This is a genomic window from Pseudoalteromonas sp. P1-13-1a (genome assembly GCF_001401875.1).
Taxonomy (GTDB): Bacteria; Pseudomonadota; Gammaproteobacteria; order Enterobacterales; family Alteromonadaceae; genus Pseudoalteromonas.
Genome location: NZ_LKDV01000011.1, coordinates 60,072 through 83,888 on the forward strand (window position 1 = coordinate 60,072; position 23,817 = coordinate 83,888).

The window sequence follows — 23,817 nt, forward strand, 5'->3', positions numbered from 1 at the left end:
ATATTGAAAAAGGGAATGCATAAGCATTCCCTTTTTTACGCTTAATCTATTTTCTCTTCTTCGATTTCTTTTTCATAGCGTAATTCTCCAGCTACCCAAGTCTGTAAAACCTGTGTTTTATAAATCTCATCGACAGGGACTTTAAAGTAGTCTTTGTCTATTAAAATAAAGTCTGCCCATTTTCCGTTTTCTAAGCTGCCTATTTTAAACTCTTGGTGCGCTGCATACGCGCCGCCGAGGGTAAACGCTCTTAAGGCTTGTTCGCGGCTTAGCACTTCGCTTGCGCGCCAGCCTTTCTCAGGCAGCATATTATGATCCATACGGGTAATGGCTGAATACAAGCCATCAAAAGGGTTTGCCAGCTCTACTGGGTAGTCAGAGCCTGCTGCAATCACAGAGCCTTGCTTTAAAAATGTTTGCCATGCATATGCGCCTTGTAATTGGTTATCGGTTAAGCGCTGCTGAGCCATATGCATATCTGAGGTGGCATGCACAGGCTGCATAGATGGAATGATTTTAAGTGCTTTAAAGCGCGGAATGTCATCAGGGGTGACTATTTGCGCGTGTTCAATACGGTTACGCAGTAACATACCGCCCGTTTGCTTAAACACGTTTTGATACGCATCAAGTACCACTTTATTTGCCTTATCACCAATTGCATGAGTGTTGGCGCTAAAGCCATTTTTGAAGCTTAAAGTAAATAATTCTTCAAGCTTGGCTTGGGTTTCTAGCATTAGGCCGTGGTGGTTTTTTCTATCTGCGTAGTCATCAATTAGCGCAGCCCCGCGCGAGCCTAATGCGCCATCGGCATATACTTTTACACTGCGGATAGACATAAACGATGCTGCATCTTGATAGCGCCCTGCTTTAAGCATGTGCTTTAAATCGGGGCTAGCAGCACTTAGCATGGCGACTATTCTTAGTGGCAAATTACCTTGCTCGCTGCGCTCTTTGTAAACTTCCCAGGTGGTTTTATCAATACCGGCATCGTGAGTAGAGGTAATGCCTAAGCTTAATAAGTGCGCGCCTGCGGCATCTAACGAGTCGCTTATAGCTTGTTTAGAAGGAGCGCTCATATGCTGGGTAATTAACGACTCGGCCTTATCAACAAAAATACCGGTTGGATTGCCAAATTCATCTTTAATAATCTCGCCGCCGTCAGGGGCTTGAGTGGCTGCGATAATACCGGCCAGCTCTAAGGCTTTGCTGTTAACCCAAATTGCATGGCTGTCAACGCGCGAAAGTACCACTGGACGGTCATTGACTACTTTGTCTAAGTCTTTGGCGGTAGGAAAGCGCGTGTCGCTCCACAGCTCTTGGTTCCAGCCTCGCCCTAGTATCCAGCCTTGTTTATTTTTCGCAAATTGTTCTAGCTTTGTGGTTATTTCAGCGACCGATTTAGCGCCGCGTACATCAAGTTGCGATAAGTTATCGCCAAGGCCAATTACATGCCCGTGAGCGTCAATCAACCCTGGCAGTAACGTATTACCTTTGGCATCAATAAGTGTGGCATCAGGAAAAGTGTTTTTAAGCGTATCATCACCAGTTTTAACAACTTTACCGTTTTTAATCACTAAAGTAGAAAACGTTTGAATACCACCTTGGTACAAGGGAGTGTAACCATTAGCGTTGTAAATGACCTGCGTTTGCGCAATCGCAGTGCTGCTTACAAATAAGCCGGCAAGCAGTAGTGGGTTAAATAGTTTTTTGAGTTGCATAAGTTGGTTATTTTTTATTGTTAGTAAAATAACACTAGCAAACTCACTTTTAGAATACCAATATGTTGAGGTAGATAGCTTAAAAGCGTAAGGGCTGTTAAAAATTTAGCGCTTACGCTTATAAAAAAGAGTTACTTACTGGCGTATATGCCATATTCCGAAAGGGTAAGTCTGCCGTCTTTATCTTTATCATAACTTGAAAAACGCGACCAAAGGGCGGGGTCAATGGCAGTTTCTGAACGGGTTAAAAAGCCATCGTGGTTACGGTCAAACTTTTCAAATTTATCGGCAACTTCTGTACTTTGGCCAAGGCTGACATCGCTAAAAAGGCCCAGCGCAACAAGCGCTAAATAGCTTACGGTCTTCATACTTATACTCAGTAAAGGTTATTGGTTAAATAGTCTTTAAACTCAAGAAGCGAGATTTGTTTGTCTTGGTTTTTATCCCAGCGAGTAAAGGTGCTGAGTAGCTGAGGCTGTGGCTCTAATTCGTCTTCTGTTAAGAAGCCGCTTTTATTGGCATCAAGGTGATCAAAACGTTGTTTAACATCTAACGCAACAGCATTAAAGCTGATCATAGTAATAGCGATAACACTAAAAAAAACACACTTCATGGTTTTCCTTCCAACATACAGTGTTTGTAGATTAATAAAAAAAGCACTTGCCATAATTTAACTTCCCAACATTAAATCCGTTTACACATTCCCTCAGGGATTATGGCAAATGCTTTTGAAACCTACCTTACTAGGTAAAAGCTTAAGTAAAACTTAATTAACTTCAGCTGTGGATAATAAATCTATTTTAAGCAGTCAGCTTTAGCGCTAACTGCTTAAAATTTCTAGCCAGAGAAAAAGACTTAAACATCGTTACTATTGAGTTTGTTATTAAAGCGCTTAATCACAATTAAGGTTTAAAATTTTGAAACTCTTCTTTAGAAATTTTCTTGTCTTGGTTTTCGTCTAAATCGGCAAATTGCCTCATTACTTCTTTATCTTGTTTGGCTTCTGCAAGCGATACTGCTCCATCCATATCTTTGTCTAAATGAGCAAAGCGAATGTTGACAGAAGAGGCTAAAGCCGTGGCGCTAATGGCTAAAAACATTAATGCAAATGCTGCGATAAGTTGTTTCATAATCATGTTCCCTAATTAAATGAATTTACTGAATAAACTTTTTGAATTCACTTAGCGACAACTGGCCATCTTGGTTAGTGTCTATTTGTGAAAAGTTTTCGTGTAGTACGGCATCTTCACCCGCTTCTGATTCGCTAAGTGTGCCGTTACTGTCTTTATCTAGCTCATTAAATGTAGCTTGAACGTCCATAGCTATTGCATCTGTGCCCATAAACCCAAAAGCCAGCATGGGTAAAATTACTAAAAAGCGGTTGTTCATTTAATTTCCTTATTGATTAAAGTTGCTCTCACTATTACAAAAATAGTGCCAATTTAAATAGGTGTTTAAAATCAATGGGTTAAATTACTTGTGGGGCGCTGGTCGGAATTTTTTACTTAAATGTGTGTTATTTTTGCAACAGGCGGTACGTGCTATTAGTAGTTAATAGAGTTATCAATAGCTTAGCGTGTTGCTAAATAGCAACAAGTGGATATATTGGGTTAAATATAGAAGTTGATTCAGCGAGAGTATAAGGTAAGTAACTAAAATAGGGCGCTTAAAATAATAAAAGGAAATGATAATGCCTGTAACGTTGGCTAAAAAGTATCGTGCAATGCTTAATTGGCGGCCTAACTTAATAGGTCAGTTTATAATTAGTATGCTGCTGTCGTTACTGCCGCTTAGTTTGGTGGTTATTGTTTTTTTAAATGCGTTAAACAAACAGCTTGCTGTTACCCAGCTTATCGTCAGTAATAATTACCAAGTTACTAAGTCGTTTAATTTTTTAAAGCAAGAGCTTAATAGCCTAGAGCGGGCAACGCGACAAAACTGGGTGTTAAAAAGCGAGTCGCTCGACACGTTAATAAATGAAAAATGGCAATCCTCCTTACAAACAATCGACACGCTCAGCCAAGCCAGTGCCACACAGCAATACACTATGCAGTGGCGACGCTTAGCAACAACATTGCGTAGTACTCATCAAGCTTTAATTGAAAACAACCAACAAGATGCTGCATTGTTTGTGCCTATTAGCGATTTAGTGGCTGAGCTTACTGTGTGGTTGCGCGATACGAATGCAGCACAAATACAAAACAACCAAAGTGAATTAAGTACTTTACAAAGCTCGTTTATTAACTGGTTAGTGGCGCTTATTCCGCTTACTTTACTAGTGGGTGGAGGCTTTTTATGGCGCATAAGTAAGCGCTTAAAAGGGCTTACGTCGGTAATAGATAAACTAGGGCAAGGCCACTGGCAGCAAAAAATTGCAGTGCAAGGCTCAAGTGAGCTGGTGGAATTAGGCGAAAAACTACAATGGGTACAAGAGCAGTTACATATGCTTGAGCAACAAAAAGATACCTTTTTACGCCATGTAACCCACGAGCTTAAAACGCCGTTGGCTTCAATGGTCGAGGGCACCGATTTACTTAGCGATGAAATAGTCGGCCCCATTACAAAAGAGCAGCAAGCCGTACTTGAGCTTATTAGCCAATCTATGGTGCGTCTGCGCACTATGATTGACAGTCTACTTAGTTATAACGCTATCAGAACCAGTAAAGACAGCGTTAGCGAAGTCGAATTTGGCAATTTAATAAATAAAATAAACAGCCATTTTGAGCACCGCTTAACGGCTAAGCAGCAACGCTTAAATTGGCACAACAGCATAACAAAACAGCCACTTGCATTACCCGCAGAGCTGATAGAAATGACCCTCATTCAGCTCATTTCTAATGCGTTAAAATTTTCAAATACAGGGCAAAGTGTTGATGTAACCTTAGCACTTGAGCAAAAGCTACTAACAATACAAGTGCGCGATGAAGGCTGTGGTATTAAAGAGCAAGAAAAAACCCAGATATTCAGCGCATTTTACCAAGGCAAGCATAATAAAGATGTTACGCTGCAAGGCAGTGGCTTAGGTTTAACCATAGTAAAAGATTCGGTTGAGCAGTTACAAGGCCAGCTTAGTGTTGAGCATAACCAGCCCCAAGGCTGCTTATTTACAATAAAAATACCTTTAAATAATCAAGGAGTTTAATAGCATGCGTACGCGTTTAATAGCTATTTTATGTGTGCTCAGTAGTACGGTTGTTTTAGCTGGGTGTGAAACAAATAACATACAAACAGCAGCAGTGTCGCAGGAGGTAGAGCCTGCAAAAAATGCGGTGCCAAATCCTAAAAAGCGCCCTAAAAGTGACCCCGTTTACCCCAGCGCAGAACGTGTTGTTGCATGGCATGCTAATCAATGTGGCGGTTTTAAAGTAAAACCAAGCCTACATACTTATTTAGGTGAAAAAGAGCTAAAACGTTTTTTTAAATTCATGTGTGTTAACACCTCAAGTGCACCAGAGGAGGTAATGACACGATTACAAAAACTCGATTTAGCCTACTTTTGGCCTGAGCCAATAAAACAATATTTATGGCTTCAAAAGCAGCATGTTACTCGGCAAATAAATGCCCTAAAAGAGCAGCAGGCGTTAAATGACAAAATGCAGCAAACGTTATCGTCTTTAGCCACCATAGAGCAGCAGCTGTTACTACGCGAAGACACTAAGGAGCAGTAATTATGGCAACACACACACCACAAGGTGCAAAAGTATTACTCGTTGATGACGATGCAAGTTTACTTAAATTACTCGCGCTAAGAATCGAGTCTAAAGGGTATGAAGTAACAACCTGTGAAAGCGGCATACTTGCATTACAAATTCTTAAAAACCAAGTGTTTGATGCAGTTATAACAGACCTGCGTATGGACGAAATGGACGGCATGGCCTTACATCGCCAATTACAAAGCCGCTACCCAGCACTGCCGGTTATAATGATGACAGCGCATGGCTCTATACCCGATGCGGTGGAGGCGACAAAACAAGGCATTTTTGCGTTTATTACAAAACCGGTAGATAAAGACGAGCTGTTTGACAGCCTAGCCAAAGCCATTGAAATACATGGCGTAAACGCAGAAGAATCGCCCCAAAAAAGCAATATAGTAACGCGCAGTGGCGCTATGTTACACCTCCTTGAGCAAGTAAAATTACTGGGGCCAACCCAAGTAAATGTACTTATTTCTGGCGCCAGCGGTACCGGTAAGGAGCTGCTGGCTCAGGCGATTCATCAACACAGCCATGTAAGCGAAGGACCTTTTGTGGCCATTAACTGTGGCGCAGTGCCTGGGGAGCTTTTAGAGTCAGAATTATTTGGCCATAAAAAAGGCGCCTTTACAGGGGCGGTGAAAGATCACCAAGGTTTATTTCAGCAAGCTCAAGGCGGCACCTTATTTTTAGATGAAATTGGCGATATGCCGCTTAATTTACAAGTTAAGTTACTGCGTGTACTGCAAGAAAAAACCATACGCCCGGTGGGCTTTCAAGAAGAGATTCCTATTGATGTGCGCATTGTATCGGCCACTCACAAAAATTTACCCGATGCGATTAGCAATCAACAATTTAGGGAAGATTTATACTACCGCCTAAATGTTGTTAATTTAAAATTACCGCCGCTGTGTGAGCGCCGAGAAGACATAAGCCTGCTTGCCCAGCACTTTAGCGCAAGTATTGCTAAACGTATGAACCAAAAAGAAAAGCGCTTTGCAAACGATGCCATGCATGCGCTGGTACGTTACGACTGGCCTGGGAATATTCGCCAGCTACAAAACGTTGTAGAGCAAGTGGTAGCATTGAGCGCCAGCGAGGTAATTTCTGCGCACTTAGTGTTAAACGCACTTAACTCAAACCAAGCCAGTGCAGAGCCGCTTTCTCTAAATGATGCCAAAAAAGAGTTTGAGCGCGATTATGTAATAAACACCCTCAAAATGGCCGGCGGTAACGTAGCCGAAGGCGCAAAGCTTGCCAAACGTAATCGTTCGGATTTTTATAAGTTAATAAAAAAACACAATATTGATGTCGATAATTTAGTGTAATTTAAGAGTAAGGTTATTAAATGCAGTTATTTATGGTGTATCTGGGCGGGCGAATTCAAGGCTGCCATATAGAAATGCACGATATTCGCTTTGTCGTAGGGCAAAGCATTGAGCAAACTTATTCAAAGCTAAAAAGCCAATGGGTGGGCGATAAAAACAATGTGCATATGGACAGCTACATGGCAATTAACCATATCGACGGTTATAAAGTAGAAGTCGTTGATACCTACGTTGAGCAAAATAAGCAGCTGTATTTTGTTAATTTAGGCGCTTACAGAAGCGACTCTATGGCTGAGCAACACGACTTTGCATTGTATGTTGCCAGTAGTGCTGCAGAGGCCAAGCAGCGCGCTAAAAGCGACTTGCTTGCAGGCCTTAGCCATATTCATAAAGATGATTTACATGATGTAGATGACTGTTTTGCTATAGACCTGCTCGACAGCCAACTAAATATTAAGCTTACGCCAAGTGGGCATGCTCAACCAATAAAACCAGATTGGTTTGGCTATTATATTCTTTAATAGTAAAATTAAGAGTCTTGCTCGCTTTGCTCATTGGCTTCGCTTTTAGCTGCCATTTTAAATGCCACAATAACTAGGCCAAACATCGCAAAGGGCAGCGCTGCCAACATGTATTCAACCATGTTGCTATCTTGAAAGTTAGCCTGTAGTAAAAAGTGACCCGCCACGCACATTACAATAACCACAAGTAATATAGGCAGTAGCATAAGTTCTTTTTTTGATGAATGATTTTTCATTGAGTATAAGGCTATGGCTTAAAATAAAGCGCTATTGTAATGAGCTTATTTAAGCTTGGCAAACTATGGCTATTTTAATGGTATGATCGACAACAAATAACCACCCAGTGTGATTAGGATAAACAGTGAAACACAACCTTAAGCAAGTTTACCTTGTTGGTGGCGCGGTACGCGACCAGCTACTTAATATAGCATCAAAAGATAACGACTATGTTGTTATAGGCGAAACACCCCAAACTATGGAGTCGCTTGGTTTTGTGCCTATAGGAAGTGATTTTCCGGTTTATTTACACCCAAAAACAAAAGAAGAATACGCCTTGGGCCGCACTGAGCGAAAAAGCGGTAAAGGCTATACCGGCTTTGTGGTAGATGCCAGCCCTAATGTCACCCTTGAAGAAGATTTAGCACGGCGCGATTTAACCATAAACTCAATGGCACTTGATGAAAACGGCACCGTTATTGACCCTTTTAATGGCCAAAGCGATTTACACAATAAAATACTGCGCCACACCACAGAAGCCTTTGTAGAGGACCCTGTAAGGGTATTACGCATAGCGCGTTTTTTAGCACGCTACGGAAGTGAATGGCGTATTCACCCAAGTACTTATGCATTAATGCGTGAGCTTAAAAACAAAGGTGAGCTTAATCATTTAGTGCCCGAACGTGTATGGCTCGAAACCGAAAAAGCGTTGGGTGAAAAACACCCTGAACTGTATTTTCAAGCACTACATGGCTTAGGTGTTTTCCCTGAAATAGAGAGTATGCAAGGGGTGCCGCAACCTGCAAACCACCACCCTGAAGGCGATGTGTTTGTTCATACTATGTTGGTACTTAGGCGCGCTGCCGATTTAAACTTTAATTTAGAAACACGGTTTGCGGCACTCACTCATGATTTTGGTAAGGCCCTGAGCTTTAAAAAACGCGGTAATTTACGCGGCCATGAACGCGAAGGGGTAGCCGTAGTAGAAAAGTTTTGTGAGCGTTTAAAAGTGCCTAATCGTTTTCGTGATATTGGCGTACTCACCAGCGATAATCACACCTTATGTCATACGCTTGAGCAATTAAGACCACAAACGATTCATAAATTAATTGTTACTAATTTAAATGCTTTAGTGCACCCAGAGCGATTTATTGCGTTTACCCAAGCATGCCAATGTGATGCGCAAGGGCGTGGAGAAACGCTCGTAAATAAGCCCTATCCGCAAGGGGCTAAGCTGCGTGCAATTTTTAATGAATTACAAAAAATGGATAAAAAACAGGTAGTGCAAACTGCACTTAAAAATGGCAAAAAAGGCCCAGAAATAGGCGAAGAGGTAAAACTGGCAGAAATAAACTGCATCAAAGCATTTTTACAAAACGAGCAAGCAACGCAATAGGCAATACCCTAGCTGAGGTATTCAGACACGCCTTCGTTTTTAACTTGTTCTGGCTGTCGTAAGTTTTTATATGTAGAGGTGGCAGGCTCTGAAGGCAAGCTAGGTGCTTGCTCTTGGGGCCTGTATAGATCAAAAATAAATTCGATCTCTTCACGCTCAAGTGGGTTGTTCATGATCTATTCTCCTTAATTAGCGTTCAGGGTATGGCCGTTTGACTGAATTAAAAGTGAATAGTTACATTTTAAGTTGTAGTAAATTGCAATCGATGTGCAAAAAATAAGGGCGACTCAGTAGGGCGCCACTTTATGCACAGCTTAGCTTTGTAAAGGCAGGGTTACTTTAAACACCACGCCATTACCGCGCTCGTTGTTTTGTGCAGTGACACTGCCTTTATGGTAATCACACACCAGCCTTACAATATAAAGCCCTAAACCTAAGTGCGGTTGCTGCTGCATTTGCTGGCTACGCACCGACACCATAGAATCAAAAATATGCTCAGTTAGCCCTTCAGGCAGGGCGGGGCCTGTATTACTCACTGTTAATATTGCTTTATTTTCGCTCTGCTTAAGACCTACATTAATAGCTGTATTTGCTTCACTAAATTCCAGCGCATTATTAATAAGCTTATCAAGTAGCTGAGCTATAAACTCGGGAGCTCCTTGCATAGGTAAAGGGCTTTGGCATACATCAAGCTCAAATAACTGCTCTGGGTAAGTGAGCTGGTAGCCTTGCATACAGCCATTAATTACTTTTTGTAAATCAAACGGCTCGCTCTCGTTGCTTTGAATGCTTTGCTCAAGGCGCGTGGCTTCGCTCATGGTGGTTATTATTTTACCTAAGCGCTCAACCCCTTCACTCGCTCGCTCTAGGTATTTTTGGCTAAGCTCATTTTGCTCCAAGCTTTGTAGGTTTTCTAAAGAAGAACGAACCACAGCCACCGGTGTACGTAGCTCATGAGATAACCGAGATGACATATTTTCTAAATAATTAGTGTACCCGCCTAAGCGGCCAACAATATTGGCAAAACTTCGTGAAAGGTCGCCAATTTCATCGTTTGAGTCGCTGTAATTAATACTGCCGGTAATGCGCCCTTGGGCATCAATGGCTTGCTCTGCGGTGTCGCGCAGTCGCCTAATGCGGCTCGAAATACGCGAGGCAAAAAAGAACAACGTAACGGTGCCAATTAGCATCACCGCTAAAATAACGTTAAAAAGCTTTTCGAGCGACTTATTACGCAGGGTGCGTACACCGTTAGTGGTTTCCTCGGCGATTACTGCGCCAATCACTTTATCTTCTATCCAAATAGGGTATGCCGCCGATAAAATAACGGCTTTACTGTCGGGCGTTAACCGCCAAGACGTCGCTGGTTGCCCCTTTAGTGCCTTAGCTAAATGCGTGCCCTGCATTGAGGCAACATCGTGCAGGGTATCTAAAAATTCGTTTTCGGGGCGAGTTAAAATTTTATAATAAAGCGGGTGCAAATACGTTTGCTCAAAGCGTTGCCAGGCATTTTTAGGCGGCTGGTTTTTAAGGCCGTCGGCCCATACGCCATCGGCATTTTGAATTGTGCCCGACTGCGCTAATACGCGATGATGATTATCAACCACCCAAATACGGCTACCACTGTGACCCATACCTTTTAAAATTCGGTTAATTTCTGGTGAGGGCACCAATACTGAGCCTAAATCGCTTGGGTTATTTAAGTTAGAGGTCGACATAGTTTTAAAATCGAGCGGCGCTTTTTTTGTGTCAATATCGACCACGGCAAAGCCTAGCTTGTTACCAAGCATATTTATAGGAAAGCGCAGCTCTACGTTATATCCCGATTCAGTGCGTATAAAATAGCCCTGAATTTTTGTAAACGGTGTTTTGGTATTAGCATCAAACGCATTTACCCAGCCATCTTGGCGTGGGGCAATAATGTACGTATTAAAATCTCCGGCTGGGCTTTTTAGGCCAATTATTAAATGGTCGTTATTAGTAATGCTTAAACTATTTTTAGCACGATATACAAGGTGATCGTCAGTTACTTTAAACACGGCATATAAGTAGTTATCAAATTTTCCAACCATATGATCAAACGATAAATCCTCAGCTTTATGCTCCTTGTCTGCTTTTTGTAAATAGCGTTTATCGTAATGCCAAAAGAGTGGTTGATAGCTTTGCCAGTCGCTCAGTTTGCCATCGAGTTGAATGGCGTTTTTAAGATTGTACGCATATAAGTCGCGCCCTTTTACTACCTGATCTAAAAAGTTGGTTTGCTCATCAAAAAGGGCTGGGCGTTCATGCAGGGCGGTGGCGAGCGCCCGTGTGGTGCCTACGAGGGTTTTTTCTTGGCCTTGGCGTAAAAACTTTTCCATTTCCCACACGTACTCGTAGCCTAGCCAAGGCAGTAAAAACAAAAAACACGACAGTAATATAAATTTACTGCGCAGGCCAAATCGTAACATTAGCGTTGTTCCCACCTGTAGCCCATGCCGTACACCGTATCTATGCAGTCAAAGTTTTTATCAAGGGCGATAAACTTTTTACGAATGCGTTTTACATGCGAGGTGATAGTGCTGTCGTCTACGTAAATTTTTGCATCGCTCATTAAATCGTTACGACTTTTTACATGGCCTGGGCGCTGCGCAAGTGAGTGCAACATCCAAAATTCGGTCACGGTTAAATCAACCAATTGCTGCTGCCAAAATACTTGCATGCGCTGGGTGTCGAGCGTTAACTGGCCGCGTGTAATTAATGCATTGGCATCGGCGGGCTGCTCAAGCGCTTCCATGCGTCTAAATAGCGCGCCTATTCTGGCAGCCAAGTGGGCTAAACTAATATCTTTTGTTAGGTAGTCATCGGCGCCCATACGCAGGCCACACACGGTATCTATTTCGCTATCGCGGGCGGTTAAAAAAATAATAGGCAGTGTTTTAGAAAGCGTACGCAAGGTTTGGCAAAGCAAAAAACCGCCGTCTATTTCGTGGCCTAAACCAATATCAACAATGGCTAAATCGGGTAGGGCGTCTTTAAATGCAATCTCTGCGCTGACGCGATCAGCAAAACCACTTACCTGATAACCCTGGGCGCTAAGCATTTCAATATAGTTTTCGCGGATGGCGGTTTCATCTTCAATGATGGCTATTTTTTTCATTCTACTCACCCTTATTTATTTTAAAACGCACTATATCGAAGTTTTTCAGTTATGTACGCTTAAAAAGGCAATTGCCATTTTTTTGCCATAATTGCTCAGCGGTTTGCCATTTTTGCTCCCCTTTGTTGCCACTTGCAGCTGTTTTAATACAACCATCAAAACAAAACATCACAAATTAAAACAAGTTTAAGGATTACATTATGAAGAAGACATTAATCGCATTAACGCTAGTAGCCACAGTGTGTACACCTGCATTTGCAGCAGCCGCTAACACCCCTTCTAAAGAAGCACATAAAGAAACTGCCATCGGCTTAGGTACTGGCGCCATTATTGGTGGTGTCGTTGGTGGGCCAATTGGTGCTTTTATTGGCGCATTTGCCGGGGGCTTAATTGGTGATTCAAAAGTAGCCGATGACAAAATTGCCCAGCAGCAGAGAGCAATAACAGTGATGCAGCAAAAAACCAGTGACTACCAACAGGTACTTAATCAAAACAATAGGCTAGAACAGCAGTTAGATGTACTGACTAATCAAAATGAGCAGTTAACACAATCACAAATAAATAACTTACTTGCCATGACAGTACAATTTAAAACAGGCTCAAGTGCTATTGCCCCGCACTTTGCTACGCAGTTAGACCAGCTTGTGGTGCTGTTAAAAAATCAGCCGCAACTAGCATTAGATTTAAGTGGCTTTGCCGATCAGCGCGGTGATGAGCAAGCGAATCTTTTATTGTCTAAAAAACGTGTAAACGCAGTGCAAAGTTACCTTATAAAGCACGGTATTAGCCATACACGTTTAAGTGCGCACGCTTTTGGCGAGCAACAAACATTAGCGCGCAGCAATACCGTAGAAGATAACTTTTTTGATCGACGCGTAACACTTACTACCCGCTCAATAAACCCAGTAAATGGCCAAACGGCAAGTAACTAAAGCCACTTTTATTTGTGTAAAGTTAAGCGTTCGATGGAGTGATTTTATGTTGAGTAACCCAACCAAAATGCTTACTAAAGTAAGCATTTTTATTTTCTTAGTGGCTGTGCTTCTACTTAGTTTTAATAGCCGTGCACAGTCGCCCAAGCTTGAACTTTTTGACAGCAGCGGCGCATCTGTCGCGCCGGCAATTATATTAAAAAGCGATGCTAACATGACCCTAACCGGGCTGATAAATCACGTGGTTGTTAAGCAAACTTATCAAAACGAAAATCCGTTTGCGGTAAATGCGCGTTATGTGTTTCCGTTACCTGATGAAAGCGCCGTACATGCGATGACGATGCGCATAGGTGAACGAGTCATAAAAGGCCAAATAGATAAAAAAGTAGAGGCCGAAAAAAAGTATCAGGCAGCTAAAAATGCTGGCAAGCAAGCCGCACTTGTACGCCAGCAGCGCGCTAATATGTTTATTACTAACGTGGCAAATATAGGCCCTGGCGAGCAAATCGTGATAGAGCTTGAATACCAAGAGATCATTGATTACAGCAATGGCACATTTGCTATTCGCTTCCCAAGTACTATTATGCCGCGCTATCACACAATAAGCGCAAATATTGAAACTGAGCAAACTAGCCTAACCCTTGCACCACAAGGATGGTTAAGCCCTGTATATAGCAAAACGCAGCACAGCGAAGCGCCAAGCAGCCAATTTAGTTTAAATATTGATATAGATGTAGGCTTAGAGCTTGTAGATATAACGTCTAAATTTCATCGTGTAGAAGTACAAAACCCGGCCTTTGGGCAATATACGGTTGCTTTAAATGAGCAAGCGGGGGCCAATCGCGACTTTGTACTTGAGTTTAAACCGCTGCAAAAAGAAAGCGCACAAGCAGCATTTTTTACCCAGCAGTTTGAAAATGGCGACCGATACGGGCTTGCTATGCTAATGCCGCCAGCAGATCACTTTACACAAACGCAGCGCCTACCACGCGAAATGGTGTTTGTTGTAGATACCTCTGGCTCTATGCACGGGCAATCTATGGAGCAAGCTAAAAAGGCCCTGTTTTATGCGCTGTCTTTGCTTGATAGCGACGACAGTTTTAACATTATTGGCTTTGATAACGTGGTTACCCCCATGAGCGATAAACCCCTTATTGCTAGTGACTTTAACTTACGCCGCGCTGAGCGCTTTATTTATAGCCTAGAGGCCGACGGTGGAACCGAAATACAAGGTGCACTTGATGCGGTACTTGATGGCAGCAGTTTTGAAGGCTTTGTACGCCAAGTAGTGTTTTTAACGGATGGCAGTGTAAGTAACGAAGATGCCTTATTTAAAAATATTCAGCGTAAATTGGGGGATAGCCGTTTATTTACTGTAGGCATTGGCAGTGCCCCCAATAGCTTTTTTATGCGTCGCGCAGCTGATATAGGTAAAGGGTCATTTACGTTTATTGGCAGCACAAATGAGGTGCAGCCTAAAATGCAGCAGTTATTTGATAAGCTTGCTCATCCCGCTATCACTAATTTAGCACTGCGCGATGAAAGCAATCACAGTTTAGATTTTTGGCCATCACCTTTGCCTGATTTATATTTTGGCGAGCCAATAATGGTGGCTATAAAACTAAATGATACAAATCAAATTACGCTTAGTGGGCAAACCGCTCAAGGCCCTTTAAATATAAAGCTAAGCGCACAAAATAGCGCCAGCGCAAAAGGGATTGATAAGCTGTGGGCGCGCCAAAAAATTAAATCGTTGCTTTTGTATAATGACCGTCAGTCAGTTAAAAATGAGGTGCAGGGGCTTGCACTCACACATCAACTACTGAGCCCGTTTACTGCTTTTATAGCTATTGAACACACTCAAATTAACGAGCCTGCAAAGCAAACGGCACTGGCTAAGAACGTAGCGCCACAAGGACTGGCTATGCGTTTACCACAAACCGATGGGCAAAGCCGACTGTACATATTGCTGGGCTGCATTTTATTACTTGGCTATGGCGCGTTTAAAATAAACCGAGGGCCTAAATGAATAAGTGGCTAAGTGCGGGCTTATTAATCGCCGGGCTGGTGCTGTTTTCTCATGGTGCTTATATGCAAGCTAAGGCATGGCTTGCCCAAGTATTAATAGAGCAGGCCTGGCAAGAGGCACTTATTACGCCACACGCTCGCGTTAAACCGTGGTTTTACGCCGACAGCTTTGTAACCGCGCAGCTTAACTGGCCTATGCATAATAAAGTGCTTAGCGTTTTAGCTGGGGCAAGTGGTCGTAATTTAGCCTTTGCACCAAGCCACTTTTTGCCAGGGGCAAAGCTTGGAGATAAACATGGCGGTGCGTTAATAGCGGGTCATAACGATACCCACTTTGCATTTTTAAAACACACCAAAGTGGGTGAAACGTTTACGCTGCAGCTGCAAAGTGGCGTAATACAGCATTATAAAGTGAAGGGGATTGAGGTAATTCATCAATCCCAGCATGCATTTTTACAAACCCCAGGGCTTTATTTATTAACCTGTTACCCTTTTGACTCGCTGGCATCAGGTACTGATTTAAGATGGCTTGTATCGGCTGAGTTGATAGGGTCATCGCCAGCGTCATTAAGCGGTATATCTACTACCAGCTCTTGATGTCGTTGGCTTATCATCACCCCTGCAAAAACAACAAATATACTCACCCATTGCCAAAAATCGAGTACTTCACCCAAAATAATGGCCGATAAAATAAGCGTGAAAATAGGTATTAAATTTGAATAAGCTGCAGCCGTTAATACCGACACTTTGCCAATTGCATAGTTATACATACCATAGCCACCTAAGGTGACAAACGAGCCTAAATACAAAATGCTCATAAGGGCGGTTAGGTCATGCTGGTTTTCGCTTGGTAAGTCGATAAAAAATAAAAACGGTGCAAAAAACACACTGCCGCTTATGCCTTGTAAAGCAATTAGCGTTAACGGCGAGTAGCGATTGGCCAAGTGCTTAATGCTAATGGTGTAAAACGCCGCGCATACCATGGCCATAAGCTCTAAAAAGTTACCCAATAATGGATTAGGGGCCTGATCGGTATTTGGTGAAAGCAAAGTAAGTAAAATACTGCCGCCAATACACAGGGTAAACCCAATCACAATGGCTTTACTTATATACTCTTTAAGCATAAAAAACGCCATCAACGCCACAATAATAGGCAAACACGAAACAATAACTCCCGCCTGAGAGGCCGAGGTGTATTCCATTGCGTGGCCTTCAAATAAAAAGTACAAGCATGGCTCTGCGAGCGACATACCTAATAAGTACTTCCAATCGCCTTTTAAATACTCAAACCTAATTACGTAACGCCATAAACACAGCGATAAAACTAAGGTGGTTAGCATGCGTAAAAATATAACTAGTGCAGGGTCGTAAACGGCAATAGCATACTTAAGTGCAATAAAGGAGCTACCCCATAAAAAGGTGGCAATAATTAGGCATAAACTGGCTGGCATAAATGAAATTTTATCAAATTAAATTAACGCCGATCCTAGCATGAATAATTTTAACTTGTTCAAAAATACCGAGCTGGTATAAGTTTATTTATCTTTCATTTTAATAGTAAATAATAATGCATAGGGAACAGGTAATTGTTGTTAAGCTTGGTACAAGTGTACTGACCGGCGGCACCGATAAGTTAGATAAAGCCCATATGGTTGAGCTGGTTCGCCAATGTAGCGAATTAAAAAAGCAAGGCCACCAAGTTATATTAGTATCAAGTGGCGCGGTTGCTGCGGGTCGCGAACAACTTATTAAACCCTGTGGCCGCGGCCTAATAGATAAACAAATGTTGGCAGCCGTTGGGCAAGGCCAGCTTATACATATTTGGCAAAGCTTATTTGCCTTGTATGGCATAAACGTAGGGCAAATGCTGCTTACCCGTGCCGACGTAGATGACCGCGAACGCTATTTAAATGCGCGCGACACCTTAAATGCGTTATTAAGCCACGATGTGGTGCCTATTATTAATGAAAACGACGCGGTAGCAACCGCCGAAATAAAAGTAGGCGATAACGATAATTTATCGGCGCTGGTGGCTATTTTAGCTAATGCCAATAAGCTATTACTGCTTACCGATCAAGAAGGTTTATTTACCAGCGATCCGCGCACAAATACCGATGCAAAACTGATTGACGAAGTCACTCATATAAACGATGAGTTACGCCAACTGGCTGGTGGCAGCGGTACAAGTTTAGGCACCGGCGGTATGGCCACAAAACTACAAGCCGCCGACGTAGCAAGGCGCGCAGGGGTAGAGGTTATTATTGCAAAAGGCGCTGGCAACAACGTTATTTTAAAATGCATGAGTGAGCAATTACCCGGCACGCGGTTTTTAAAACTTACTGCGCCAAAAGATGGCCGTAAAAAATGGCTAATGGCAGGGCCTAAAAGTACCGGCCAAATTATGATTGATGCAGGCGCTATTGCTGCACTACAAAACAAAGGGGCAAGCCTATTAGCCAAAGGCATAACCAATGCGTTTGGCCGTTTTGAGCGGGGCGACTTAATCGATTTAATAGACGCCAATAACCATGTTATTGCACGAGGGTTAACGCGTTTTAACCAAGTTGAAGTAAATAAAATTAAAGGTGCCCACTCAGAGCAAATAGGCGAGCTACTCGACTTTGATAGTGGTGCTGTGGTGCTACACAGAGACGACTTAGTTTTACTTTAGTTTTTTATAGTGCTTAGTAAAACAAACTTTAATCCACATAGGTGAATGCGCCCTAATTAAAAAGTATTGGTTAATTATTTAGCAAAGTTGATGATTTTGTCTAAACTGATTGAAGTTAAAACAGTTTAGGTAAACTAATGAAGGCAAACAATTGCGGGCACGAATGGATAATCAATCTAACTCAGCAAGAAGAAGAAAGTGATTTAGATACGTCGTTAGTACAGATTATTGGCGACCTGCTCGAAGTTGAAAATTTTGCTATTTATATTAATAAACACTTTAGTGCGCAATTACCGCCTACGCTTATAAACAGCGACACTCGCCTTGAAGTATTAGAGTCTAACGAAGCGTTAGCGCTGCTTAATAAAGTAACCCAAAACAAAATAAGAGTAAGCCGTGCCTTAGGTGTAGTAACAACGTATGTGCCAGTGTATTACTTTGGAAAAGTAATTGGCATATTACTAATAGAAACCACAACAGAGTTAGCGCAAACCACCACAATGCTCGCCGTACATATTTTAAATATTTATGCCAACCAGCTAGGGCTACTGCATAAATCGCGTTTAGACCCCTTAACTGAGCTTTTAAATAGACAAACCTTTGATAAAAAAGTGATCGAAATTGTCTCAGGCAAAGGCTTTTTATTACCCCGTGATGATACAAACGAAAAGCGACGATGGTATTTAGCCATTGCAGATATCGATCACTTTAAACGCGTAAACGACAATTACGGCCATGTCATAGGGGATGAGGTTATTTTACTTGTGGCGCGCCTGCTAAAAAATAACTTTAGGTTAGAAGACTACGTATTTAGGTATGGTGGCGAGGAGTTTGCGGTACTATTTCAAACCAAAACCGAGGCACAAGCACATATAGCACTTAACCGTTTGCGCTCAAATATTGCTGAGTACCCCTTTCCGCAAGTTGGGCAGCTTACAATTAGCATTGGCTTTTTAGAGTTGGCAAGTATTGATACTGTATCTAGCATAGTGCACCAAGCCGACATGGCGCTGTATCATTCTAAAAATAGCGGCCGTAATAAAGTGACTGCTTATAGCGAGCTTGAGGTAAATGAAGAAGTGACCACCGATAATAGTATTGAGCTTTTTTGATTGTGAATTTGTGCTAAAATCTGGCTCCTTAAATTGTTGTAGGCAGGCACAAACATGAAATTCGTTCGTTGGTTTTTAGGTTGTATAATTTTATTCTTTAATTTTGTATTTACTCCTCGCAGTAAAAAGCGTGCAAGCGATGTGCAAGCGCAGCTTGATCAGCAAACCTCACAATTTAAACTTTATCAATTTAAAGCATGCCCGTTTTGCGTAAAAGTACGCCGTGCAATTAAGCGCGAAGGCTTAAAAATAGAAACGCGTGATGCAAAAAATAATCAACAATTTCGTCAAGAGCTGTTAGAGCAAGGCGGCAAAATTAAAGTGCCATGCCTACGTATAGAAAAAAATGGCCAAGTAGAGTGGCTGTACGAATCTAACGATATTATTGCTTACTTAAATAAAGTAGCGGCTTAAACGACCCCCTTAATTTTTATCTCACTTATTAAAAGAGACATTATCATGACAATCCGTACTCGTGTTGCCCCATCTCCAACAGGTGACCCGCATCTTGGCACCGCTTATATTGCGTTATTTAACTACTGTTTTGCTAAACAACAAGGCGGCGAGTTTGTACTTCGTATTGAAGATACAGACCAGGTTCGTAGCACGCCAGAGTCAGAACAAGCGATTATGGATAGCCTGCGTTGGTTAGGTCTTGAGTGGGATCATGGCCCTGATGTAGGCGGCGAATTTGGCCCTTACCGTCAATCTGAGCGTAGCGATTTATACAAAAAATACGCGCACCAATTAGTTGAGCAAGGTAAAGCGTTTTATTGTTTTGCAACCAGCGAAGAGCTTGACCAAATGCGCGAAGAGCAAATGGCACAAGGTCTGCGCCCTAAATACGACGGTCGTGGTTTAAACCTCACAGAAGATGAAATTAAAGCGAACTTAGCTGCTGGGAAGCCTTACGTTATACGCATGAAAATACCTAGCGAAGGCACCTTTAAGTTTAACGACTACCTACGCGATGAAATTGAAATCCCGTGGGAAAACGTAGACATGCAAGTGCTATTAAAAGCCGATGGTTTTCCAACGTACTTTTTAGCAAACGTAGTGGATGACCACCACATGCAAATAAGCCATATTTTCCGTGGCGAAGAGTGGATTAATTCAGCACCTAAACTATTAAAACTTTACCAAGATTTAGGTTGGGAAGCCCCCGTATTAGGCCACTTACCATTATTACGTAATCCAGATAAATCAAAGCTTTCTAAGCGTAAAAACCCAACGTCTATTAATTACTATAAAGAAATGGGTTACCTACCAGAAGCCGTGCTTAACTACTTAGGCCGTATGGGTTGGTCAATGCCAGATGAGCGTGAAAAATTCACCCTTAACGAGATGATTGAACACTTCGACATGAAGCGTGTATCACTGGGCGGCCCAGTATTTGATGTGGAAAAATTAAGCTGGTTAAACGGCATGTGGATCCGCGAAAACCTTACAGATGAAGAACTTGTACAGCGCTTTGTTGATTGGAAGTTTAATGGCGAAATGCTAGCTAAAGTATTACCAGAGGCTAAAACGCGCATTAATACGCTTTCGGATATGGTTGACTTAGCAGGCCACTTTGTAGGCGGCATTCCAACTTACGACCCAGCACTGTTAACAGCGGGCAAAGCTGACGAAAACGTAATACGCCAAGCGCTACAGTTTTTTGTATGGCAGCTTGAAGGTTTACGTAGTTTCGATAAGCCAGCTATTTTTGCCATTGCAAAAGAAGTTGCTACATTCCACGAGCTTAAAATTAAAGACTTTTTAGAGCCAATATTTGTAGCAATCACGGGTAAAACATCATCTACCTCAGTGCTTGATGCAATGGAAATTTTAGGCTCAGACTTATCACGTGCGCGTTTACGTGTTGCACTTGCTCATTTAGGTATTTCTAAAAAGCAGGCTAAAAATATTGAGCGTGCGTACCGCACATACCCAAGTGCATAATCTTTAGTCATACTTTATAAAAAGCCGCGCTTATTAATTAAGCGCGGCTTTTTTGTTTCAGGCTGTTTGGCTATATGTCATCGCGTTTTGATATCGTTTAGCGCAAGCAGTGGCGCTTTAGCAAATGCTACAATGCTGCATGTAAATTAAAAGGAGGCAGCATGATTGCACCTTTAAAAAACAAAGCTTTATTTAGCAGTAATGCCTTTTCAATAAACCTAGTTACTTACCCTACAAACCACAGCGTAATGAGCCATATAGACCCCGTGCAGCAAGGGCGTTACTACAAACTTAATTTTGTACTCGTAAAACCCAAAGCGGGTGGGGTTTTTAAATGCTCAAAATGCATTATTAATTGGTTTAACCGCGTGTATCTATTTAGACCCGACAAGTACGAGCACAGCGTTTCTAAAATTGAGTCAGGAAAGCGCGTACTACTTAGTTTTGCGCTTAATATATAATTTATTAATAGTCGTAGGCCTGTCCGCTGCATAAAACAGACAGGTCACAATACGATACAGATATTTCGCGACAAGAATTTATAGTAAAGGCGTTACCGCCTCTGCGCATTGCATCTGCTTTAAGTAAATCTATAGACTCTGATTTAGAGCGATTGTAGCTTATACTACTGTTGCCTCTACCATCTCCATTGCAGCTTTCGCCTTCAATTCGGCCTAAAAGTGTGGCGCCACTTTCGTGTGCTTCTTGGTCGCTATAAAACTGTTGTAAATCTCGTTTTTTAACGTACGTACCAATTTCCTCAGATAAAACATCGTTATCTATATCGGTATGAAAAGTCACGTTTGAGCATCCAGTTAAAGCAGTGAATACGCTTATTGCTGCAAAAACACGTAACATAATAATTAGTCCCTTATTTAAGTTTGGTACCTAAATTACTAACTAAAACAGGTATGTGCAATATTTACCCTTAAGTTAATTGTATGAATTTGTAAGTGATTCGACCTCTCTTTAAATTTTTTCTGGTAGTATGGGCAGGTTATAAGCAGTTTAAGCAGTGAACAATCTATGTTAAGTCCTTACTTTCAGCAGCATGCTGACTATGTTTCTATCTCTCGTGAGCAAGGGTGTCGTTTCGCAAAGTGCGTTGCCGATGATTACAACCCACTTCATGATAAAGATGCCAAAAAGTTTTGCGCGCCAGGAGACTTACTTTTTTCTTTAGTATTAGACCGCTACGGTATAAGTGAGCGAATGGAATTTACCTTTGCCGGTATGGTTGACGAAAACACTAAACTTAACTTTCCACAAGGGGCTGATGAGTTTGATGTAACCAACGGCGACAAAGTAATTTTAAAGGTAAAACGCGAAGGTCAAACCAGCAAGTGCCCAACACTTACAAATAGCCTAATAAAAAACTATGTTGAGTTTTCTGGTGCTGCATTTCCGCACGTAATTATTCCGCTAATGGGCAAGCAAGATGTAATGATTAACCCAGCGCGCCCTATGGTTATTTACGAGTCGATGATCATTAACCTTGATAACATTAATATTCAAGCGCCAACGCTTGAGTTTGCTGAGCCAAGTTTTGAGTACACAGGTAAGCGCGGCAAAATTACCTTGCGCTTTAATTTACTAGAAAACGGCGAAAAAGTCGGTTTTGGTGAAAAGCACATGGTGGTGTCGGGTATTCGTGAATACTGCCAAGCAACGGTTGATGACTTAATCGCGTTTTATAATGAGCGAAAAGCCACCTTAAAACCGGCTTAAAGTTTATTTTAAATAAAGGCGCTATTTATAGCGCCTTTTTTATTGCTAAAGCTCAGGTATAATGGTGCTCTTTGTTATTTTAAAGCTAAGCCTATGTCTGCCACATCGTTCTCATCTCTAAAACTCGATTCGTTATTACTAACAGCAATTGAGCAAAATAATTACACCACGCCTACCGCCATTCAGGTTAAAACTATTCCGCACATATTAGCGGGCAGCGATGTAATGGGCAGTGCGCAAACAGGCACAGGTAAAACAGCCGCCTTTGTATTACCACTACTACATAAGCTTTTAAATACACCAAAAAAAGATGAGCCAGGTATAGCCCGAGTAGTTATTTTAACCCCCACACGTGAGCTTGCTCAGCAAGTATTTGCAAGCTTTGAAAAATACGCTCAAGGCAGTAATATTCAAGGCGCTTTAGCGTATGGCGGCGCAAGTATTGGCCCGCAAATTAAAGCACTTAAAACGGCGCAAGTGATAGTCGCAACACCTGGGCGTTTACTTGATCATATCGTTAAAGGCAGTGTGGTGCTTTCAAGTGTTGATTCGTTAGTATTTGATGAAGCCGACCGTATGCTGGATATGGGCTTTATTGATGAAATAAAACGTATTTTGCGCCACATTCCAGGCGATCGCCAAACCTTATTGTTCTCAGCCACATTTGATGACAGCGTGTTTGAGCTGAGTAAAAAACTACTTAAAAACCCAGAGCTGATTGAAGTTGATAAACGTAACTCAGCCGCCGTGGAAGTAGAGCAAGTTATTTACGCAGTTGATGAAGATAGAAAGCGTGAGCTTGTATCACACATGATTGGCATGAAAAATTGGCGCCAAGTACTTATATTCACGCGTACAAAACAAATGGCCGATAAACTTGCCAAAGAAATGTGTAAAGACGGTTTAAAAACTGAGTCTATCCATGGCGATAAATCGCAAGGTGCACGCGACCGTGCATTACAAAACTTTAAAGAAGGCTCAACGCGTGTATTAGTTGCCACTGATGTAGCTGCCCGCGGTTTAGATATTCCCGCGCTTAAATACGTAATAAATTTTGAGCTACCTTACATAGCAGAAGATTACGTACACCGAATTGGCCGTACAGGTCGCGCTGGCGAGCAAGGCCTTGCCATGTCGCTGGTAAGTATTGATGAGCAATGGTTACTGGAAGAAATTGAAGTACTACTTGATACCCGTTTAACACCACAATGGCTAGAAGGTTACGAGCCTGATTTAAACAAGCCCCCTAAAGATAACCGTAAAAACACCAATAAAGCCCGTAAAGATCGCGATAAAAAGCGCATTACGGGGCAAAGAGCACCAACTAAACGCCGCAGAAAGTAGCCTTAAACATATTTATTTAGCTATACTGAGGCGACTAAATAGCTGAGG

General features: G+C 42.0%; 26 protein-coding genes. 15 read left to right on the forward strand and 11 right to left on the reverse strand.

The genetic code is table 11. From position 1 onward, the window contains the following. Positions 1 to 41: 41 nt before the first annotated feature. The 5 genes from AN391_RS09075 to AN391_RS09095 all read right to left on the reverse strand — a co-directional run bounded on the left by AN391_RS09075 (position 42) and on the right by AN391_RS09095 (position 3,107). Positions 42 to 1,718, reverse strand: coding sequence for an amidohydrolase (locus AN391_RS09075; protein ID WP_055015117.1), 1,677 nt, complete (start codon positions 1,716 to 1,718; stop codon positions 42 to 44). Between the two features lie 131 nt (positions 1,719 to 1,849). After that, on the reverse strand, positions 1,850 to 2,086 hold the full coding sequence (locus AN391_RS09080) for a calcium-binding protein (protein WP_004586100.1): 237 nt from the start codon (positions 2,084 to 2,086) through the stop codon (positions 1,850 to 1,852). An 8-nt stretch (positions 2,087 to 2,094) separates the two neighbouring features. After that, positions 2,095 to 2,331, reverse strand: coding sequence for a calcium dependent protein (locus tag AN391_RS09085; protein ID WP_024033183.1), 237 nt, complete (start codon positions 2,329 to 2,331; stop codon positions 2,095 to 2,097). Positions 2,332 to 2,620: 289 nt separating this feature from the next. After that, positions 2,621 to 2,848, reverse strand: a complete 228-nt coding sequence (locus AN391_RS09090; protein WP_004586102.1) for a hypothetical protein — start codon at positions 2,846 to 2,848, stop codon at positions 2,621 to 2,623. Between the two features lie 25 nt (positions 2,849 to 2,873). Then, positions 2,874 to 3,107: a calcium dependent protein gene (locus AN391_RS09095; protein ID WP_004586103.1), complete on the reverse strand. Its 234-nt coding sequence runs from the start codon at positions 3,105 to 3,107 to the stop codon at positions 2,874 to 2,876. Between the two features lie 301 nt (positions 3,108 to 3,408). Between AN391_RS09095 and AN391_RS09100 the strand changes: the two genes are divergently transcribed. From AN391_RS09100 to AN391_RS09115, 4 genes are read left to right on the forward strand one after another with little or no spacing between them, the layout of a single operon-like run. Beyond that, positions 3,409 to 4,860 carry a HAMP domain-containing sensor histidine kinase gene (locus tag AN391_RS09100; RefSeq protein ID WP_055015118.1) on the forward strand — a complete coding sequence of 484 codons (1,452 nt, stop codon included), beginning with the start codon at positions 3,409 to 3,411 and terminating at the stop codon, positions 4,858 to 4,860. Between the two features lie 4 nt (positions 4,861 to 4,864). Then, positions 4,865 to 5,386, forward strand: coding sequence for a hypothetical protein (locus AN391_RS09105; protein ID WP_054982762.1), 522 nt, complete (start codon positions 4,865 to 4,867; stop codon positions 5,384 to 5,386). Positions 5,387 to 5,388: 2 nt separating this feature from the next. After that, entirely contained in the window at positions 5,389 to 6,738 is a 1,350-nt protein-coding gene (locus AN391_RS09110; protein ID WP_004586106.1) for a sigma 54-interacting transcriptional regulator, read from the forward strand. A 20-nt stretch (positions 6,739 to 6,758) separates the two neighbouring features. After that, positions 6,759 to 7,259: a DUF1543 domain-containing protein gene (locus AN391_RS09115; RefSeq protein ID WP_024033177.1), complete on the forward strand. Its 501-nt coding sequence runs from the start codon at positions 6,759 to 6,761 to the stop codon at positions 7,257 to 7,259. An 8-nt stretch (positions 7,260 to 7,267) separates the two neighbouring features. On the opposite strand, the gene AN391_RS09120 is transcribed toward AN391_RS09115, so the two are convergent. Continuing rightward, positions 7,268 to 7,495, reverse strand: a complete 228-nt coding sequence (locus tag AN391_RS09120; protein WP_004586108.1) for a hypothetical protein — start codon at positions 7,493 to 7,495, stop codon at positions 7,268 to 7,270. Between the two features lie 125 nt (positions 7,496 to 7,620). Between AN391_RS09120 and AN391_RS09125 the strand changes: the two genes are divergently transcribed. Further along, positions 7,621 to 8,871 (forward strand): multifunctional CCA addition/repair protein, encoded by a 1,251-nt coding sequence (locus tag AN391_RS09125; protein ID WP_024033175.1) that lies wholly within the window; start codon positions 7,621 to 7,623, stop codon positions 8,869 to 8,871. Positions 8,872 to 8,879: 8 nt separating this feature from the next. Here AN391_RS09125 and AN391_RS20680 read toward each other — a convergent pair whose 3' ends face one another. The 3 genes from AN391_RS20680 to pdsR form a co-directional block, all read right to left on the reverse strand. After that, complete coding sequence (locus AN391_RS20680) at positions 8,880 to 9,044, reverse strand: hypothetical protein (RefSeq protein ID WP_024033174.1); 165 nt, start codon at positions 9,042 to 9,044, stop codon at positions 8,880 to 8,882. A 141-nt stretch (positions 9,045 to 9,185) separates the two neighbouring features. Then, complete coding sequence (gene pdsS / locus AN391_RS09130) at positions 9,186 to 11,321, reverse strand: proteobacterial dedicated sortase system histidine kinase (protein WP_055015119.1); 2,136 nt, start codon at positions 11,319 to 11,321, stop codon at positions 9,186 to 9,188. Next, positions 11,321 to 12,010, reverse strand: coding sequence for a proteobacterial dedicated sortase system response regulator (gene pdsR, locus AN391_RS09135; protein WP_055015120.1), 690 nt, complete (start codon positions 12,008 to 12,010; stop codon positions 11,321 to 11,323). Before pdsR ends, pdsS begins: the two co-directional genes overlap by 1 nt. Positions 12,011 to 12,210: 200 nt before the next feature. On the opposite strand from pdsR, the gene pdsO reads away from it, so the two are divergent. From pdsO to AN391_RS09150, 3 genes are read left to right on the forward strand one after another with little or no spacing between them, the layout of a single operon-like run. After that, entirely contained in the window at positions 12,211 to 12,942 is a 732-nt protein-coding gene (gene pdsO / locus AN391_RS09140) for a sortase-associated OmpA-like protein PdsO (RefSeq protein WP_024033170.1), read from the forward strand. A gap of 46 nt (positions 12,943 to 12,988) precedes the next feature. Further along, positions 12,989 to 14,971, forward strand: coding sequence for a marine proteobacterial sortase target protein (locus tag AN391_RS09145; protein WP_055015121.1), 1,983 nt, complete (start codon positions 12,989 to 12,991; stop codon positions 14,969 to 14,971). Then, complete coding sequence (locus tag AN391_RS09150; RefSeq protein ID WP_055015122.1) at positions 14,968 to 15,567, forward strand: class GN sortase; 600 nt, start codon at positions 14,968 to 14,970, stop codon at positions 15,565 to 15,567. Before AN391_RS09145 ends, AN391_RS09150 begins: the two co-directional genes overlap by 4 nt. Here AN391_RS09150 and AN391_RS09155 read toward each other — a convergent pair. Beyond that, a complete protein-coding gene (locus AN391_RS09155; RefSeq protein ID WP_004586115.1) occupies positions 15,456 to 16,421 on the reverse strand; it encodes a DMT family transporter in 966 nt (321 codons plus the stop codon). The genes AN391_RS09150 and AN391_RS09155 overlap by 112 nt on opposite strands. A 116-nt stretch (positions 16,422 to 16,537) precedes the next feature. Between AN391_RS09155 and proB the strand changes: the two genes are divergently transcribed. From proB to AN391_RS09180, 5 genes are all read left to right on the forward strand, one after another. After that, entirely contained in the window at positions 16,538 to 17,641 is a 1,104-nt protein-coding gene (proB, locus tag AN391_RS09160; RefSeq protein WP_055015123.1) for a glutamate 5-kinase, read from the forward strand. Positions 17,642 to 17,778: 137 nt separating this feature from the next. Further along, a complete protein-coding gene (locus AN391_RS09165; RefSeq protein ID WP_055015124.1) occupies positions 17,779 to 18,753 on the forward strand; it encodes a GGDEF domain-containing protein in 975 nt (324 codons plus the stop codon). Positions 18,754 to 18,807: 54 nt separating this feature from the next. Then, positions 18,808 to 19,167, forward strand: a complete 360-nt coding sequence (locus tag AN391_RS09170) for a glutaredoxin domain-containing protein (RefSeq protein WP_004586118.1) — start codon at positions 18,808 to 18,810, stop codon at positions 19,165 to 19,167. Between the two features lie 45 nt (positions 19,168 to 19,212). Continuing rightward, positions 19,213 to 20,697 carry a glutamate--tRNA ligase gene (gene gltX, locus AN391_RS09175; RefSeq protein ID WP_055015125.1) on the forward strand — a complete coding sequence of 495 codons (1,485 nt, stop codon included), beginning with the start codon at positions 19,213 to 19,215 and terminating at the stop codon, positions 20,695 to 20,697. A 161-nt stretch (positions 20,698 to 20,858) separates the two neighbouring features. After that, complete coding sequence (locus AN391_RS09180; RefSeq protein ID WP_055015126.1) at positions 20,859 to 21,158, forward strand: hypothetical protein; 300 nt, start codon at positions 20,859 to 20,861, stop codon at positions 21,156 to 21,158. A 4-nt stretch (positions 21,159 to 21,162) separates the two neighbouring features. Here the strand turns inward: AN391_RS09180 and AN391_RS09185 are convergent, their stop codons facing one another. Beyond that, positions 21,163 to 21,555, reverse strand: coding sequence for a hypothetical protein (locus AN391_RS09185; protein ID WP_055015127.1), 393 nt, complete (start codon positions 21,553 to 21,555; stop codon positions 21,163 to 21,165). 168 nt (positions 21,556 to 21,723) lie between these two features. Here AN391_RS09185 and AN391_RS09190 point away from each other — a divergent pair, with 168 nt between their 5' ends. Together AN391_RS09190 and AN391_RS09195 are read left to right on the forward strand one after the other, a co-directional pair. Next, complete coding sequence (locus AN391_RS09190; RefSeq protein ID WP_055015128.1) at positions 21,724 to 22,425, forward strand: DUF3581 domain-containing protein; 702 nt, start codon at positions 21,724 to 21,726, stop codon at positions 22,423 to 22,425. Between the two features lie 93 nt (positions 22,426 to 22,518). Continuing rightward, a complete protein-coding gene (locus tag AN391_RS09195) occupies positions 22,519 to 23,769 on the forward strand; it encodes a DEAD/DEAH box helicase (protein WP_055015129.1) in 1,251 nt (416 codons plus the stop codon). The last annotated feature ends 48 nt before the right edge of the window (positions 23,770 to 23,817 follow it).

What these genes read in the sequence shown, in the direction of transcription:
- pdsS (WP_055015119.1), bottom strand. Translation starts at nt 11,321, where the DNA reads ATGTTACGATTTGGCCTGCGCAGTAAATTTATATTACTGTCGTGTTTT.
- AN391_RS09190 (WP_055015128.1), top strand. Translation starts at nt 21,724, where the DNA reads ATGTTAAGTCCTTACTTTCAGCAGCATGCTGACTATGTTTCTATCTCT.
- AN391_RS09085 (WP_024033183.1), bottom strand. Translation starts at nt 2,331, where the DNA reads ATGAAGTGTGTTTTTTTTAGTGTTATCGCTATTACTATGATCAGCTTT.
- AN391_RS09095 (WP_004586103.1), bottom strand. Translation starts at nt 3,107, where the DNA reads ATGAACAACCGCTTTTTAGTAATTTTACCCATGCTGGCTTTTGGGTTT.
- AN391_RS09155 (WP_004586115.1), bottom strand. Translation starts at nt 16,421, where the DNA reads ATGCCAGCCAGTTTATGCCTAATTATTGCCACCTTTTTATGGGGTAGC.
- pdsR (WP_055015120.1), bottom strand. Translation starts at nt 12,010, where the DNA reads ATGAAAAAAATAGCCATCATTGAAGATGAAACCGCCATCCGCGAAAAC.
- AN391_RS09170 (WP_004586118.1), top strand. Translation starts at nt 18,808, where the DNA reads ATGAAATTCGTTCGTTGGTTTTTAGGTTGTATAATTTTATTCTTTAAT.
- AN391_RS09195 (WP_055015129.1), top strand. Translation starts at nt 22,519, where the DNA reads ATGTCTGCCACATCGTTCTCATCTCTAAAACTCGATTCGTTATTACTA.
- proB (WP_055015123.1), top strand. Translation starts at nt 16,538, where the DNA reads ATGCATAGGGAACAGGTAATTGTTGTTAAGCTTGGTACAAGTGTACTG.
- pdsO (WP_024033170.1), top strand. Translation starts at nt 12,211, where the DNA reads ATGAAGAAGACATTAATCGCATTAACGCTAGTAGCCACAGTGTGTACA.
- AN391_RS09090 (WP_004586102.1), bottom strand. Translation starts at nt 2,848, where the DNA reads ATGAAACAACTTATCGCAGCATTTGCATTAATGTTTTTAGCCATTAGC.
- AN391_RS09080 (WP_004586100.1), bottom strand. Translation starts at nt 2,086, where the DNA reads ATGAAGACCGTAAGCTATTTAGCGCTTGTTGCGCTGGGCCTTTTTAGC.
- AN391_RS09150 (WP_055015122.1), top strand. Translation starts at nt 14,968, where the DNA reads ATGAATAAGTGGCTAAGTGCGGGCTTATTAATCGCCGGGCTGGTGCTG.
- AN391_RS09165 (WP_055015124.1), top strand. Translation starts at nt 17,779, where the DNA reads ATGAAGGCAAACAATTGCGGGCACGAATGGATAATCAATCTAACTCAG.
- AN391_RS09100 (WP_055015118.1), top strand. Translation starts at nt 3,409, where the DNA reads ATGCCTGTAACGTTGGCTAAAAAGTATCGTGCAATGCTTAATTGGCGG.
- AN391_RS09180 (WP_055015126.1), top strand. Translation starts at nt 20,859, where the DNA reads ATGATTGCACCTTTAAAAAACAAAGCTTTATTTAGCAGTAATGCCTTT.
- AN391_RS09145 (WP_055015121.1), top strand. Translation starts at nt 12,989, where the DNA reads ATGTTGAGTAACCCAACCAAAATGCTTACTAAAGTAAGCATTTTTATT.
- AN391_RS09105 (WP_054982762.1), top strand. Translation starts at nt 4,865, where the DNA reads ATGCGTACGCGTTTAATAGCTATTTTATGTGTGCTCAGTAGTACGGTT.
- gltX (WP_055015125.1), top strand. Translation starts at nt 19,213, where the DNA reads ATGACAATCCGTACTCGTGTTGCCCCATCTCCAACAGGTGACCCGCAT.
- AN391_RS20680 (WP_024033174.1), bottom strand. Translation starts at nt 9,044, where the DNA reads ATGAACAACCCACTTGAGCGTGAAGAGATCGAATTTATTTTTGATCTA.
- AN391_RS09115 (WP_024033177.1), top strand. Translation starts at nt 6,759, where the DNA reads ATGCAGTTATTTATGGTGTATCTGGGCGGGCGAATTCAAGGCTGCCAT.
- AN391_RS09185 (WP_055015127.1), bottom strand. Translation starts at nt 21,555, where the DNA reads ATGTTACGTGTTTTTGCAGCAATAAGCGTATTCACTGCTTTAACTGGA.
- AN391_RS09110 (WP_004586106.1), top strand. Translation starts at nt 5,389, where the DNA reads ATGGCAACACACACACCACAAGGTGCAAAAGTATTACTCGTTGATGAC.
- AN391_RS09075 (WP_055015117.1), bottom strand. Translation starts at nt 1,718, where the DNA reads ATGCAACTCAAAAAACTATTTAACCCACTACTGCTTGCCGGCTTATTT.
- AN391_RS09120 (WP_004586108.1), bottom strand. Translation starts at nt 7,495, where the DNA reads ATGAAAAATCATTCATCAAAAAAAGAACTTATGCTACTGCCTATATTA.